At 63.8% G+C, this 13,439-nt stretch carries 13 protein-coding genes, 1 tRNA gene and 1 riboswitch; of the genes, 4 read left to right on the forward strand and 10 right to left on the reverse strand.

The features are described from left to right. Nucleotides 1-613: 613 nt before the first annotated feature. Nucleotides 614-698 (reverse strand) — tRNA-Leu (locus NEI07_RS03495). Between the two features lie 186 nt (nucleotides 699-884). On the opposite strand from NEI07_RS03495, the gene NEI07_RS03500 reads away from it, so the two are divergent. Then, the gene (locus tag NEI07_RS03500) at nucleotides 885-1,916 is read left to right on the forward strand and encodes a complex I NDUFA9 subunit family protein (RefSeq protein ID WP_256032733.1); all 1,032 of its coding nucleotides are present in this window, start codon (nucleotides 885-887) and stop codon (nucleotides 1,914-1,916) included. Nucleotides 1,917-1,933: 17 nt separating this feature from the next. Here NEI07_RS03500 and NEI07_RS03505 read toward each other — a convergent pair whose 3' ends face one another. From NEI07_RS03505 to NEI07_RS03525, 5 genes are all read right to left on the reverse strand, one after another. Continuing rightward, on the reverse strand, nucleotides 1,934-2,638 hold the full coding sequence (locus tag NEI07_RS03505) for a sulfate transporter family protein (protein WP_256032734.1): 705 nt from the start codon (nucleotides 2,636-2,638) through the stop codon (nucleotides 1,934-1,936). Between the two features lie 120 nt (nucleotides 2,639-2,758). After that, nucleotides 2,759-3,346, reverse strand: a complete 588-nt coding sequence (locus tag NEI07_RS03510) for an SRPBCC family protein (protein WP_256032735.1) — start codon at nucleotides 3,344-3,346, stop codon at nucleotides 2,759-2,761. A gap of 63 nt (nucleotides 3,347-3,409) precedes the next feature. Then, entirely contained in the window at nucleotides 3,410-4,096 is a 687-nt protein-coding gene (locus tag NEI07_RS19565) for a 4'-phosphopantetheinyl transferase family protein (protein ID WP_256032737.1), read from the reverse strand. Nucleotides 4,097-4,134: 38 nt separating this feature from the next. Beyond that, entirely contained in the window at nucleotides 4,135-5,184 is a 1,050-nt protein-coding gene (locus NEI07_RS03520; protein ID WP_256032740.1) for an NAD(P)/FAD-dependent oxidoreductase, read from the reverse strand. Nucleotides 5,185-5,373: 189 nt separating this feature from the next. Further along, complete coding sequence (locus NEI07_RS03525) at nucleotides 5,374-5,763, reverse strand: 2Fe-2S iron-sulfur cluster-binding protein (RefSeq protein ID WP_256032797.1); 390 nt, start codon at nucleotides 5,761-5,763, stop codon at nucleotides 5,374-5,376. 236 nt (nucleotides 5,764-5,999) lie between these two features. Here NEI07_RS03525 and NEI07_RS03530 point away from each other — a divergent pair, with 236 nt between their 5' ends. After that, complete coding sequence (locus NEI07_RS03530) at nucleotides 6,000-6,806, forward strand: methyltransferase domain-containing protein (RefSeq protein ID WP_256032742.1); 807 nt, start codon at nucleotides 6,000-6,002, stop codon at nucleotides 6,804-6,806. Nucleotides 6,807-6,829: 23 nt separating this feature from the next. On the opposite strand, the gene NEI07_RS03535 is transcribed toward NEI07_RS03530, so the two are convergent. The 4 genes from NEI07_RS03535 to NEI07_RS03550 form a co-directional block, all read right to left on the reverse strand. Next, the gene (locus tag NEI07_RS03535) at nucleotides 6,830-7,426 is read right to left on the reverse strand and encodes an ABC-type transport auxiliary lipoprotein family protein (protein ID WP_256032744.1); all 597 of its coding nucleotides are present in this window, start codon (nucleotides 7,424-7,426) and stop codon (nucleotides 6,830-6,832) included. A gap of 96 nt (nucleotides 7,427-7,522) precedes the next feature. After that, nucleotides 7,523-8,425 (reverse strand): MlaD family protein, encoded by a 903-nt coding sequence (locus NEI07_RS03540; RefSeq protein ID WP_256032746.1) that lies wholly within the window; start codon nucleotides 8,423-8,425, stop codon nucleotides 7,523-7,525. Further along, nucleotides 8,398-9,255 carry an ABC transporter ATP-binding protein gene (locus NEI07_RS03545; RefSeq protein ID WP_256032748.1) on the reverse strand — a complete coding sequence of 286 codons (858 nt, stop codon included), beginning with the start codon at nucleotides 9,253-9,255 and terminating at the stop codon, nucleotides 8,398-8,400. The genes NEI07_RS03540 and NEI07_RS03545 overlap by 28 nt, the downstream gene beginning before the upstream one ends. 8 nt (nucleotides 9,256-9,263) lie before the next feature. Further along, on the reverse strand, nucleotides 9,264-10,412 hold the full coding sequence (locus tag NEI07_RS03550) for an ABC transporter permease (RefSeq protein WP_256032750.1): 1,149 nt from the start codon (nucleotides 10,410-10,412) through the stop codon (nucleotides 9,264-9,266). 229 nt (nucleotides 10,413-10,641) lie between these two features. Here NEI07_RS03550 and dgcA point away from each other — a divergent pair, with 229 nt between their 5' ends. Together dgcA and NEI07_RS03560 are read left to right on the forward strand one after the other, a co-directional pair. Beyond that, nucleotides 10,642-11,625, forward strand: a complete 984-nt coding sequence (gene dgcA, locus NEI07_RS03555) for an N-acetyl-D-Glu racemase DgcA (RefSeq protein ID WP_256032752.1) — start codon at nucleotides 10,642-10,644, stop codon at nucleotides 11,623-11,625. 54 nt (nucleotides 11,626-11,679) lie between these two features. After that, nucleotides 11,680-11,741, forward strand: a riboswitch (Fluoride riboswitch). 44 nt (nucleotides 11,742-11,785) lie between these two features. Then, a complete protein-coding gene (locus NEI07_RS03560; RefSeq protein WP_256032753.1) occupies nucleotides 11,786-13,429 on the forward strand; it encodes an efflux transporter outer membrane subunit in 1,644 nt (547 codons plus the stop codon). The last annotated feature ends 10 nt before the right edge of the window (nucleotides 13,430-13,439 follow it).

The following is a 13,439-nucleotide window of genomic DNA, read 5'->3' on the forward strand; positions in this document are numbered from 1 at the left end:
ATCGCTGGGACTGTGCTCTCTTCATAGCGAACCTCATCTGCATCTCGCCTACGCGCGCCCCAGAAACGAAAAAAGCCGCTGCCTGAACGCCTGCGAAGCAGACGTTCAGGACAGCGGCGATGCTGGGGGCCCTTCTGTGGACCGGGTGACGTCGCAAGCGACGCCTTCGCGCTAAATGGATGCAATGAAGGCGCCACCTACAGCCAAGCTGTATGGCGCGAGTCGCTTAGTCGCTGCGGACGGCAGGCTTTCGCTGGAGTTCGCCCTTGCACGCGCGCGCTACGAAACCTTCGCGAGGAAGTTTTCGCATGGCGCGCTTTGCTTGCGAGGCGGCAGCAAGCGCTGAAAAAATTCGCATTTTGCCGTCATCAGCGACAGCCGCTCGGTTTTTCTTGACCGGCCGTATGACGGAGCGCCCGTGTCAGCTCGCCGAGCAGACTGGCTGAACCGACGATGGGCGTGCGGCTTCCGCAGCCGCCCTCGCCTGATGAAATATCGGACGGTCCCTATAACCGTCGCCGGGCTTCCGAGCCCCGGCGCCAGGGGTCCACGGCGACGCCTTCGTAGACTGAAAACGGCTGACGAGACGTCTTCAGACTTTCGAGAGGAACGCTGGTGCCCAGGAGAGGACTCGAACCTCCACGGCTTTCACCACTGGTACCTGAAACCAGCGCGTCTACCAATTCCGCCACCTGGGCTTAGAGCGCGTCTCATAGGGGCAGCGGACGCCTCGTGTCAATGCGCGCTTTCCGCAAAAACCGCATGGCCGCCCAGGTCGCGGAGGCGCCAGCCTCGCGCATTTCCTTCGTCGTCAAATTTCGCTAGAGCCTTAGCGACCATTTTTCCGGCGGGAGCCGGGCGCGGCGCAAGCGGAGCAAATCGCGATGATCGGCGACAATAACCAGACCATTGGCGAAGGACGGGTGGTGACGGTGTTCGGCGGCTCCGGCTTTGTCGGCCGCTACGTCGTCCGGGCGCTGGCGCGCGACGGCTGGCGCGTGCGCGTCGCTTGCCGGCGGCCCGACCTTGCCTTCTTTCTTCAGCCGCTCGGCCGCGTCGGCCAGGTGATGGCGGTGCAGGCCAATGTGCGCAATCCGGAGTCGATCGCGGCGGCCCTGCGCGGCGCCTCGGCGGTGGTTAATCTTGTCGGCATCCTTGCTGAAACCGGCGCGCAGAAATTCTGGAGCGTCCAGGCGGGCGGCGCGCGCGTGATCGCCGAAGCGGCAAAGACGGCCGGCATCGACAATGTCGTGCATATTTCCGCCATCGGCGCCGATCCGCAGTCGCGTTCCGCCTATGGCCGAAGCAAGGCGGAGGGCGAAGCCGCAATGCTTGCGGCGGTTCCTTCCGCGGTTATCCTGCGCCCTTCAGTGATTTTCGGGCCGGAAGATGATTTCTTCAACCGCTTCGCCACCATGGCGCGCTACTTTCCGTTCGTGCCCATCGTCGGCGGCGAGACGAAATTCCAGCCGGTCTATGTCGGCGACGTCGCCGACGCGGTGGCGATCGCGCTCGCCGGCCGCGCCAAGCCGGGCGTCGCTTATGAACTCGGCGGTCCGGAGGTCAAAAGCTTCGCGGAGATCGTCGACTATGTTCTGAAGGTGACGCAGCGCCAGCGCCGAATCCTGAAACTCTCCTTCGGAATCGGCAAGCTTATGGCCAGCGTGACGCAGATGCTGACCAAGCTGTCGCTGGGCCTTTTCCCGAAGCTCTTGCGCATGACGCGAGATCAGGTCGAACTACTCAAGCACGACAATGTCGTCAGCGACGCCGCGAAGGCGGAAGCGCGCACGCTGCAAGGGCTCGGAATCGCCGATCCGCAATCGATCGAGGCGATCGTTCCCAGCTATCTCTATCGCTATCGCAAGGTCGGGCAGTATCAGACGCAGCGGCTGGGCGAATCCGCCTCGCGCTGACGAGGTCGCTTTTTGAGCTAGCGCCGGCGGGCGGACTGCGCCGTTTCTCCACGCGGGTTTGGCGGCAGCATCCGATGGATGCGGGTCATGAAAGCGACGGCAAAGAGCGGCGTCAGCACGTTCAGTCCTGGCGTCGCGACGAAGACGGCGATGAACAGTCCGGCGACGAAGAGCCATAGCGCATGGCGACGGCGCAACGCCTCCGATTCTTGCAACGAACGAAAGCGCGTCGCGGCGAAGAGAAAATATTCGCGCCCGAAGAGATAGGCGTTGGCCAGGAGGAAGGCCGCTGCGTTTATTCCCGGCACGAAGAGCAGCAGTAGCGCGAAAAAATTGACGATCGCCGAAATCCCAGCGAAGCGCAGGCCCATCAAAATCGCCTGGGTCGCCGGAATGGCGCGACCCTGTTGTCCCGCCGGATAGAGGTCCGCTTCCACGTGATCGGCGAGATCGTCGAGGAATAATCCCGAAACCAGCACCGAGACGGGGGCGATGAGAAACGCCATCAGGAAGAACAGTCCGGCGCCCGTCGCATAGGTCAGAGCCGTCCGCAGCCAAGGATGCTCGACCATCACGAAGGACATGGCGAGCTTATCGAGACCCACCCAGGCGAGCGCCAGCAACAGGAACGTCATGCCCAGACTCTTGACGAGGACCGCGCGGAACGGCGGCGTCACGATCTGGCGCAGCGCCGCCAAAGCGGCCTCGAACATTTCGGTCATGCGAGTCAATTTCCTGCACGGCGAGTCGCGCCGCAGAATCGGAGAGCGCGTTGCGGCCGCCATCCAGATGGCGTTTCGCAGCGCGCGACGCAAGAGCCGCGCGGGGTCAGAGGTCTGTCGCTATGTGCTGAGATGCGCGCCGAGATTTTCGAGGCCTTTCTCGAACAAATCGCCGATCATCTTGTCGCGGCTGACGAAGATGTTCATCGCCTTGCTCGCGAGACTGGCGTTGCCGGACATGCTCCAAACGACATGAGTCTTGCGCGCCTCGGAATCGCCGCCCAAACCCAGCGTGCGCGCGAGCCAGCGACCTTTCGTCAGTTCGCCGTCAGGAGCGAGAAAAAAGGTCACGTCATTGGCCGCTGCAAAGGGCTTACGCATATCGAGTCTGATATCCACGCGCTCGCTCGGCCGACTGTCGACGATGGTCATGCGCCCTGCGCCGACATTCTTGTCGCCAGCCCATTCGAAGGCGGCGCCGGGGCCGGCGGCGGGCCCCTCGTAACGCGTTTCAGCGCTTGGATCGAGTTTCGCCCAGGGCGACCAAGCTTCCCAATTGCGCAGATTGTTGATCGCCGCGAAAACCTTACGCGGCGGCGCATTGATGACCGCCTCGCGCCGCACGACGAAACGATCCGGCTGAAGATAAACGGCCAACGCAAGCAAAGCGGCGCCATAGCAAATGACGATAAATAGCAAGCTGGTCATGAATCTCCTCCAATGCCTGCGCGACAAGAGCCCGGGACGCAACTAGCGCGCCGGGCTCAGGCTTCAAACGATTTGACCCGCCCGGATCAGCGCCGTCGCGCGCACCTCCTCGATGCGGAAATTGACATCGCCGCCGCGCGCCGCCGCAGCGACGAAGAAACCCGCGCGCCGCCATTGCGCAACGGCGTAGCTCTCGTCGGGACCGCTGCTAACGGCGAGCGGCGACAGGCTGACGACAAAGCTGTCGAGCCCGCCTGCGAGGCCCCGTCCGTCGGCCTTCAAGACAGCCTCCTTGAGAGTCCAGATCGCAAAGAAAACCTCGCTCTGCGACTCCGGATCGGATTGGGCGCGCACGATCGCCGCCTCTTCGGGCGCAAAGAAGCGCTCGGCCACCTTCAACGCGTCTCGCGGCTTGAGAAACGACTCGACGTCGACGCCGACGTCGCGTCCCGACGCGATCGCCACGGCGGCCATGCCCCGGGTATGCGACAGGCTGACGTCAAAGCCGGTGCGCGGCGACAGCAGGAAGGGCTTGCCGTGCGGCGACGCGCCAAATCGCCACGCGGCGGGCGCAACCCATTTCGCGCGCTCGGAAAGGCTTGCGCGCAACAGCACATGCGCGGCGACATAGGCGCGGCGATCGGCTTCGAAAGCGAAACGCGCCGCCCGCGCTGTTTCGGCTTGGTCGAGAAGCGCAGCGAGCTTCGGCCATTCGTCGGCGGCGATCCGCGCGACGTCGATGAAGAACACATCGACGAAGGCGGCGGACGTCTCAGCGTCGGCCGACGTCAGGAGACCCCAAGCTTCTTTTGCAGATTGGTCGAGGATGTCGTGTATTGGAACAGAAGCTTCTTGTCGGGATAGACGTAACGATGGGCCTTCTGCGCGGCGAGCGCGACCTCGTGGAAGCCCGAAAGGATGAGCTTCAATTTGCCGGGATAAGAGTTGATGTCGCCGACGGCAAAAATGCCGGGATGGCTCGTTTCGAATTTCTCGGTGTCGACGGGAATGAGGTTTTCATTGAGCTGAAGCCCCCAATCGGCGACCGGACCAAGCTTCATCGTGAGGCCGAAGAAGGGCATCAGGCGCTCGCAGGCGAGCTTCTCTTCGACGCCGTCATTGCCCTTGAGGACCGCGCTCGTCAGTTCGCCATCCTCGCCTTCGACCGCGGTGATCTGACCGAGCCTGAAATCGATCTTTCCCGCAGCGACGAGCTCCTGCATCGCCGAGACGGAATGCGGCGCGGCGCGGAACTGGTCGCGACGATGAACCAGCGTGATGCTTTTCGCCACCGGCTGCAGGTTGAGCGTCCAATCGAGCGCCGAGTCGCCGCCGCCGACGATAACGACGTTCTTGTCGCGGAAGTCCTCCATGCGGCGCACGGCGTAAAACACCGACTTCCCCTCATAGGACTCGATCTTCGGGATCGGCGGCTTCTTGGGTTGGAACGATCCCCCGCCAGCGGCGATGAAGACGACCTTGGCGTGGAAAATTTTTCCCGCGTCGGTGCTGAGGCGGAATTCCGGCTTTTCGGCCGTTCCCAGCGACACGAGCGTCTCGACCATTTCGTTGAAGTGAAAGGTCGGATGAAACGGCTCGATCTGCTTCAGGAGATTGTCCGTCAGCTCCTGGCCGGTGCAGACCGGCAGGCCGGGAATGTCATAGATCGGCTTTTCGGGATAGAGTTCCGAGCACTGGCCGCCGGCGCGCGGAAGAATGTCGATGACATGCGCCTTGATGTCCAACAGGCCAAGTTCGAACACCGAAAAAAGACCCGCTGGGCCGGCGCCGACAATGACCACATCGGTTTCGATCGCGGCTTCTTTAAGCTGGTTCATCGTCAATTCCCGACTAAATCCTCAAACGCGGAAGATCGAAGACGCCGTTCGCGCCGCCTGTGCGTCGCCGGCCGGCGCTGCGCGCGCCTGTTGCGCGGCGGCCGGCTTCAAAAACTCGCCCTGCAGGTCGTCTATCGCATTTGTCGAAAGATTCAAACCCGCTCGGGCGTAGTCTGGAAAAATTGCGCGTCAGCCCTGCTGGGCGGGGGTCGTTATGACGAGCCCGTCAAGTTCCGGCCTTACAGTAATCTGGCAGCACAGCCGCGAATTCGGCTTCACGTCAAAGGCGAAGTCGAGCATATCCTCCTCCATCTGCGACGCCTTGCCGGTTTTTTCAGCCCATTTTTCATCGACATAGACGTGACAGGTGGCGCAGGCGCAGGCGCCGCCGCATTCCGCGGCGATCTCGGGAATATCGTTGCGCCGGGCTGTTTCCATCACAGTCGAGCCGACCTCGCCCTCGACGGATCGGGCTTGACCCTGGGAATCGACGAAGGTGATCTTGACCTTTGTCGGCGCGCCGCCCCCCGGTTCCGCGCCATAGCGGGTCGCAGCATCCTCAAAGCTCATCTTCGCCATGACGCCTGTCTCTTCCTCATGCATGCTCGATTTTCGCGGCGCTCCCGACTGTGCTTGTAGCGGGAAGTCACGAGACACTGTTCTTCCGCGCGTCGTGCGGTTGCGCCGCCAGCGCTGCCCAAATTGTCGCCGTTCAGTTAGCACCCGTCCGTTTGCGGCGCTAGCCCCTCCCAGCGCACACGACCGTAGGCCACATTCGATCGATTCACCGTCAAAGGCCCGAAAGAGACGCGCATATGACAGACATCGCTTTAAGCTTCCGGAACGCCGACGGCGCGCTGCGCTCCGAGCTGACCGGCTGTCTCGATTTCATGAACGAAACGCCTTTTTTCAAGCGCTACAAGCGAGAGACCTGGGACGCGCTGCAAATATCGGGAAACAGCAAGATATTGGACGTGGCCTGCGGCGTCGGCTTCGACGTCATCGAACTCGCGCGGCGCTTCCCGCGCGCTGACGTCTTCGGACTCGATTCGGCGCATGGCTTTCTCGTACTGGCGCGAGAGCGGGCGCAGGGGCTTCGCAACGCGCTTTTCGTCGGCGGCGACTCCCGCCGCCTGCCCTTCGGCGATCGCCAGTTCGACGGCGTGCGAATCGATCGCTCCTTGCAGCACATCAGCGCCCCCATCGAGGCGCTGCGCGAAATGGTCCGGGTGACGCGCAAGGGCGGCAGAATCGTCATCGCCGAGCCCGATTGGGGAACATATTTCGTCTACAACGGGAAGCTCGAAACCGGGGCGAAGATGGCGAGACGATGGGAGAAGTCTTTCGCCAATCCCTACATCGGCAGAGAGACCGGCGTTCTGCTGCAAAAGTGCGGCGTCGAAAACATCGACTGCCGGGCGCATGCTCTCATCGTCAGAAGCCTCGACGCGGCTAAGATCATCTTCGACCTCGCCCGCCTGACGGAGAACTGCGTGTCCGCGGGCGTCTTGACGCGAGACGAGGCTGAAGACTGGTGGAGCGCGTCTAAAGCTGCGTCCCAAAGCGGCGCGTTTCTCACATGCCTGAACATCATGCTGTGGGAAGGTTCGGCGCCGGACTGAGCGATAGCACGCTGCCGGCGTCGCTATAGCCGGGCGCGCGTCCATTGGCCAATGCGCAGCGCGACACGCGCCGCAGCGTCGCTGAGGGCCCGCGCGGCTGGCGAGCCGATGTGTTCCTGGGCGGGCGCCTCTTCGACAAAGATCCGCGCCGCCTTCGCCCTGCCGCTGCCCGAGTCGACGAGCTGGACGGAAATTTCAATGACGGCGAGATTGCGGGCGATGTCGATCTCGAAGCGCCGCACATCCGTCTGCACTTGTGTTTGCCCGCCAAAGTTGGAAGAGGCTGAAAGACCGCACTGCTGCAACGCTTCTATCAAGCGGCGCTGAAAAAGAAGCGGCATCGGATCCGACCACTGCACGCCGGGAAGAACGGCCACGCTGTCATCGCCAGCGCGAACCACGATGCGATCTGAGGAGGTCGGCGCGAGCGCCGCGGGTACATCCACGAAGACCGCGGGGCCGCCGCGCAAGGCGACGCTTCGCAAAACGCCCGTCTGGGTCGTCAGGTCGAACGTCTCGCGCGTCGCCTGGGCGCAGGCCGTGACGAGAAACGCGAGCGACGCGACCGCCACCGCCTGCGCGACCTTCCGTTGCGTCGCAGCGGACGCCTTCAGTTTCATGCCGACTCGTCGCCCCATTTCGCCCGCGCGCCCCGTCGGGCGCGTCGTCCTTCTAAACGATCCGCGCATCGGCTTAAAGCCACGCCTTGGATTGAATTAGCGGCCCTGATACTCCGGCACGGACTGAGACGGCCCGAAGATGAATTGTGAAGGGTTTTTCTCAACGGAACGCAGCGTGCGATCTAACGTGTCGACGGCTTTGCGCCCATCCACCGCAAGCTGTTCATATTCCCGCAGCCCCGTCCCGGCGAAACGATTGATGCGTTCCGAAGCCCCGGCGATATTGCCGGCGATCGCCTTGATCTGCTTGGGGTCAATCGCCTTGATCGTCTTTTCGCCGGCCGCGAGGACCTTGTCGAGCCGCGCCGCAGCCGGCTTTAGCGACTGCGCGACATCGGATGCGTCGCGGATGAAGCTTGTAATCGAGGCGGAGTTGTCGGCGAGAGTCTTGCTGACCGTTTCAGCGTTTTTGAGCGTCGCGGTGATGGCCGGCCCGTTATCGTCAATGAGCTTGTCGAGTTTCGTGAGGAGTTCGGCGGCCTTCGTCGATAGGCTCTGAACGTTGACCAGCAAATTTTGGATTTCGGAGCGCTCAGCCTGAATTTGAGGATATTTCTGACCAACTTGCGCCGTCAGAGCCGGCGCGCCGGGCGTGCCGCCGACCAGCAGGACGTCGGAAACGCCCGTAAAGCCCCGCGTCTCGAGACGCGCGCGCGTGTCGGTCTTGACCGGCGTTCTGCTGTCGATCCTGACGAGCACGTCGACCTTGCTTGGATCTTGTTCGGAAATGCCAAGATGCGTGACCTCGCCGACTTTCACGCCGTTGAACAGCACCGAGGAGCCGCGGGTCAGCCCCGAAACCGCGGCGAAGACAATCTGGAAAGTTTCCTGCCGGCCAAGCTGGCTCGGTCCGGAAAACCAGTAGACGAAGAGAAAAGCGGCGAAGGCGACCGCCAGCGTGAAAGCGCCGATCAGGGCGTAGTTGGCGCGGGTTTCCATTGTTCGTCCTTCTGCTCAACGCGCGCCGCAGTCAGTCTGCCGCCGCGCACGCCGTGGAAATATGCTTTCAGCCACGGATGGTTAGACGCGAGCAAGGTTTCCAGCGGCCCTGCGGCGATGACCCGACCTTCAGCGAGCGCGGCCACCCTGTCGCAGATAGAGTACAGGCTGTCGAGATCGTGCGTCACCATGAACACGGTCAGCCCGAGGGTCTGCTGCAGCGTGCCGATCAGCTCGTCGAATTCGGCGGCGCTGATCGGATCGAGTCCCGATGTCGGCTCGTCCAGGAACACAAGCTCGGGATCAAGCGCCAACGCGCGCGCCAGGGCCGCGCGCTTCACCATGCCGCCCGACAATTCTGACGGAAATTTGTCCGCGGCGTCGAGACTGAGGCCAACAAGCTCGAGCTTCAGCAAGGCCAGCTCGTCCATCAGTCGTTCAGACAGGTCGCGCGTTTCGCGCATCGGCATCTGAATGTTCTGTTTCACCGTGAGGCCCGAAAACAGCGCGCCGTTCTGAAACAGCACGCCCCATCGCTGTTCCAGCGCACGCCGCTCAAGCGGCGACAGCATGTCGCGATTCTGTCCAAAAACCTGAACGGAGCCGCTCCGTGCCGGCGTCAGTCCAAGGATTGTGCGAGTGAGCACCGATTTTCCTTGGCCGGAGCCGCCGACGACGCCGAGCACCTCGCCACGGTAAACGTCGAGATTAAGCCCTTTGACGATGGTCTTGTCGCCGAAGCCGACCACGAGATCGCGCACGCCGATAATGACGTCGCGGTCCGGACGCTGGCGCGCGGCGTCGCTGGCAGGCGTCGAGGAACTGGTCATCGCCGCGCTCAATAGTCGATCGCCGCAAAAAATACGGCGAACAACCCATCCATCACAATGACCATGAAGATCGATTTAACGACGGAGGAGGTGACCTGCCGGCCAAGCGATTCGGCGGAGCCCTGCGTCGCGAGTCCGTCCATCGAGGCGATGAGGCCAATCACCAGCGCCATGAAGGGCGCCTTGATGATGCCGACAAGAAACGTATGCAGCGCAATCGCCTCTTTGAGCAATGACGCGAACGCCGCGGGGCTGATCCCCCCGTACCACCAGGACACGACCATGCCGCCAAAGAGCGCCGCTATGTCGGCGATGAAGGTCAAAATCGGCAGAGAGATCACGAGACCGAGCACGCGCGGCGCGATGAGCACCTCGATCGGCGAAAGTCCCATCACCAGCAGCGCATCGATCTCCTCGCGCATTTTCATCGAGCCGAGTTCGGCGGTGATCGCCGAGCCTGAGCGGCCGGCAATCATGATCGAGGTCAGCAGCACGCCGAGTTCGCGCAAGACAAGAATGCCAATCAGGCTGACCGAGTAGCTGGACGCGCCGAACTTGAGCAGCTGAAAGATGCCCTGTTGGGCGACGATGCCGCCGACCAGAATGTTGATCAACACGATGATCGGGACGCTGCGAAAGCCGACCAGCTCGATTTGCGCGACGAGCGAAGTGAGCCTGAACCGCCGCGGATTGGCCGCCACATACATCATCGAGGAGACGAATTCGCCGAGAAAGCCGACGCCGCGGTAAAATTCGCGAAGCGCGTCCACGATGGACTCGCCGAAGTCCGCAAGCAGAACGAAGATGACATTGAACCGCGGCCGCGAGGGCGCAACGAAGTCGCGGTAATGCGTTTCTTCGAGCAGGGTCGAATATTCAGGGCGCACATCTTTGAGCGTGACAGCGACGTCGCGGCCCGCGAGATCATGCCGCGCGCGATTGATCAGCCAGGCGCCGGCCGTGTCGAGTTGCGAGACTTGCGAAAGATCGATCGCGACCATGCGATCGAGGCGCGCCTCCTCGACAATTCGACGCCCCTCCTCCTCCAGGCGATGAGAGGCGACGAGCGTCCAGTCGCCCGAAAGCGCCAGGCGCACGCCCTCCGCAGAGGACTGGCGCGCGACTTTGGGCGGACGCTGCATCGCCGCGACGGTCATCGGGCTTCGCTCCGCGCTGGAGTACGTAATCGGCTCATTGATGGCGTCATCCTATCCGACGATTGTGGCGCGCCGCTGACGCGGGCCGGCGCGCCGCCGCTTGTAAAGCCGCCTCTTCCAAAGCCGCCTCTTGCAAAAACGTCATAACTTCGTGAATTGACGTCAGCAAGCGCGTCGGCGCACATCGCTGCGCCACAGCGGCCACGCGACGCGGGCGCCGGAGAGAGACTTGAAGCGAAAACTATCTGTCGCCATACAGAGTTACCCGATCGCCGGCAGCTTCGTGATTTCGCGCGGCGCCAAGACCGAAGCCGTCGTCGTGACCGCGACCTTGGTTCAGGGCGGCGCCGTTGGCCGGGGCGAATGCGTGCCCTACGCCCGCTATGGCGAAAGCGCCGAAAGCGTCGTCGCGACAATTGAAAGCGCGCGCGACGCCCTCGAAGCCGGCGCCGACCGCGCCGACTTGCAGCGCCTGCTGCTGGCGGGCGCGGCGCGCAACGCGCTCGATTGCGCCCTGTGGGACCTCGAGGCCAAGCTTTCGGGGGTTCCGGCCCATGTCGCGGCAGGTTTCGATGCGCTGTCGCCGCTCGTGACGGCCTTCACGATCTCGGTCGGCGCGCCCGATCAGATGCGCGCCGCGGCGGAAAGGGCGGCCGACCGGCCGCTCTTGAAAATTAAGCTCGCCGGAGAAGGCGACGAAGCGCGCCTCGCCGCGGTGCGCGCGGGCGCCCCCGATTCGGCCCTTATCGTCGACGCCAACGAATCATGGGCGGCGGAAACCCTCCCCCGCCAGCTCGCCGCCTGCGCCGATCACGGTGTCTCGCTCGTTGAGCAGCCTTTGCCGGCGGGCCGCGACGACATTCTCGCGACCATGTCCCGCCCCGTGCCGATCTGCGCCGACGAAAGCGTGCATGACCGCGCCTCGCTCGCGCCGCTCAAGGGCCGCTACGACGCGATCAACGTCAAGCTCGACAAGACCGGCGGCCTGACCGAAGCGCTGGCGCTGGCGCGCGCGGCGCAGGAAATGGGCTTTTCGATCATGGCGGGCTGCATGGTGGGGACATCTCTCGCCATGGCGCCCGCTGTCCTGGTGGGGCAGATGGCCTCCTTCGTCGACCTCGACGGGCCTCTGCTTCTGGCCCGCGACCGCGTCCCTGGGCTGTGCTACGAGGGGTCGACTCTCATGCCGCCGGCTTCCGAGCTCTGGGGATAGCGCGCGAGGTCGCCATTGGACTTGTTGACCGGTAGCTCTGTCGTAAACTAAGTATTAACGGATGGGGATGGGGTTCCCCCGATAACCGCCGAAAGGCTGATGACTCCTGCGAACTCGCCGCCGCGTTCTTAAGATCGTCGGCGCAGGGTAGGAGTGTACGTTGCTTAGAGAGCCCACACCCCGTCGTGCGCCTTCCCGCCTGCGCCCTGGCCGCGAGAGCATCGCCGCCTGGGGCATGGGCGTGATTCGGCGCGGGACCTGGCGGCGATGGCTGTGCTGCGGCACCCCGGTTGCGCTTTTTCTCGCCGGCTGCGCGCCCACGACGACGGTAGAGCGCGCTGAATTTCTCGGCGCGCCGGCCATGGAGCGCACGCTGGCCAGATCCGGCCTGAAAGCCGCCGCTGGCGAAACGGCTTGGCCCCGCGAGGAATGGTGGCGCGCTTTCTGCAGCGCTGAGCTTGACGGCGTTATCGACAAGGCGTTGCGCGATAATCAAAGCCTCAAGAAAGCGGAAGACACTCTGCGCGGCGCGGACGCCATCGTGCAGGTCGCCGGCGCGAGGCTCCTGCCAGAAGTCCAGGCGACCTTCGGCATGCGGCAATCCCGCAATCCGCTGCATGGCGTCGTAGCCTCCTACAATCCGGCGCAGGGCGGATTGCAGAAGACCATGGCCTTCATTAATCCGCTTGCGCTGACCTGGGAGCTGGATTTCTGGCAGAAAAACCGGGCTCTGCTCGACTCGGCGATCGGCGAGTCGGCGGCGCAGGAGGCCGAATTGCAGCAGGCGCGCCTGCTGCTGACCGCCTCGGTCGCGCGCGCCTATCTGCGCGGCTACGCAGCGGCGCGCCAGCTCGAGGTCGCCAGAGCTTTGACGCGTCTGCGCCGCGATTTGGTTGCGCTTGCTGAAACCCGCTTTCGCACCGGACTCGACTCCTTGGACGGGGTGCAGATCGCCCGCGCCGAATTTGAAAACGCCGTCCGGCGCGAAGCGGCCGCGCAGGCGCTGGTGACGCTGCAGAAGGATGCGCTCGCTCGGCTGATGGGCGAAGGACCCGACGCTGCGCGCGACCTTTACGCCGGCCGAAACGCGCCAGCGCCGGCGTCGCCGCCGCTGCCACGAAGCCTGCCCCTTGAACTGCTCGCGCACCGACCGGATCTCGCCGCCGCGCTGCGCCGCGCCGAGGCGGCGGCGGCCCGGGTTCACGTCGCCAAAACGATGTTTCTTCCCTCAATCGATCTTGCGATCACCGGCGGGTTCGAAGCCTCGGTGACCTCGACGAAGATCAGCAAACTCGCAGGCTATCTCTTCACGCCCTCGGCGATCGGCTACGCGGTCTCGCCCGGACTGCGCCTGCCCATTTTCCAGGGCGGCCGCCTGAGCGGAAATCTGGAGCTTCAGCGCGCCGATTATGATCAGGCGGTCGACTCTTATAATGAGACTCTGCTGCAAGCGGCGCAGCAGGTCGCCGACGCCATCGCCAATCTCAAGCGCGCGCGCGCCGAATATGAGGCGCAAAGCCGGTACCTGCGCGTGGCGCGCGTGCAATACGACCTCGCGCAATCACGGCTGCGCGACGGCATGAAAGATCGCCGCGAAATCGTCGCCGAGCGCGTTGATCTTCTGGAGTCCGGCTTCGCGCAGCGCGCGCTTGATGGCGACAGGCTGATCGCCGCCGTCGACTTGTATCAGGCGCTGGGCGGCGGCTATGCCGATGGTCCGCCGCTGGCCGCGCCGAAGCCGGCGCCCGAATCCGACCCTTTGACGCCGGCCGTCGAAACGATCCAGTCGCTTGGCGGCGGCTGAACGCGCCACG

The sequence above is a fragment of the Methylocystis suflitae genome, from assembly GCF_024448135.1.
Taxonomy (GTDB): domain Bacteria; phylum Pseudomonadota; class Alphaproteobacteria; order Rhizobiales; family Beijerinckiaceae; genus Methylocystis; species Methylocystis suflitae.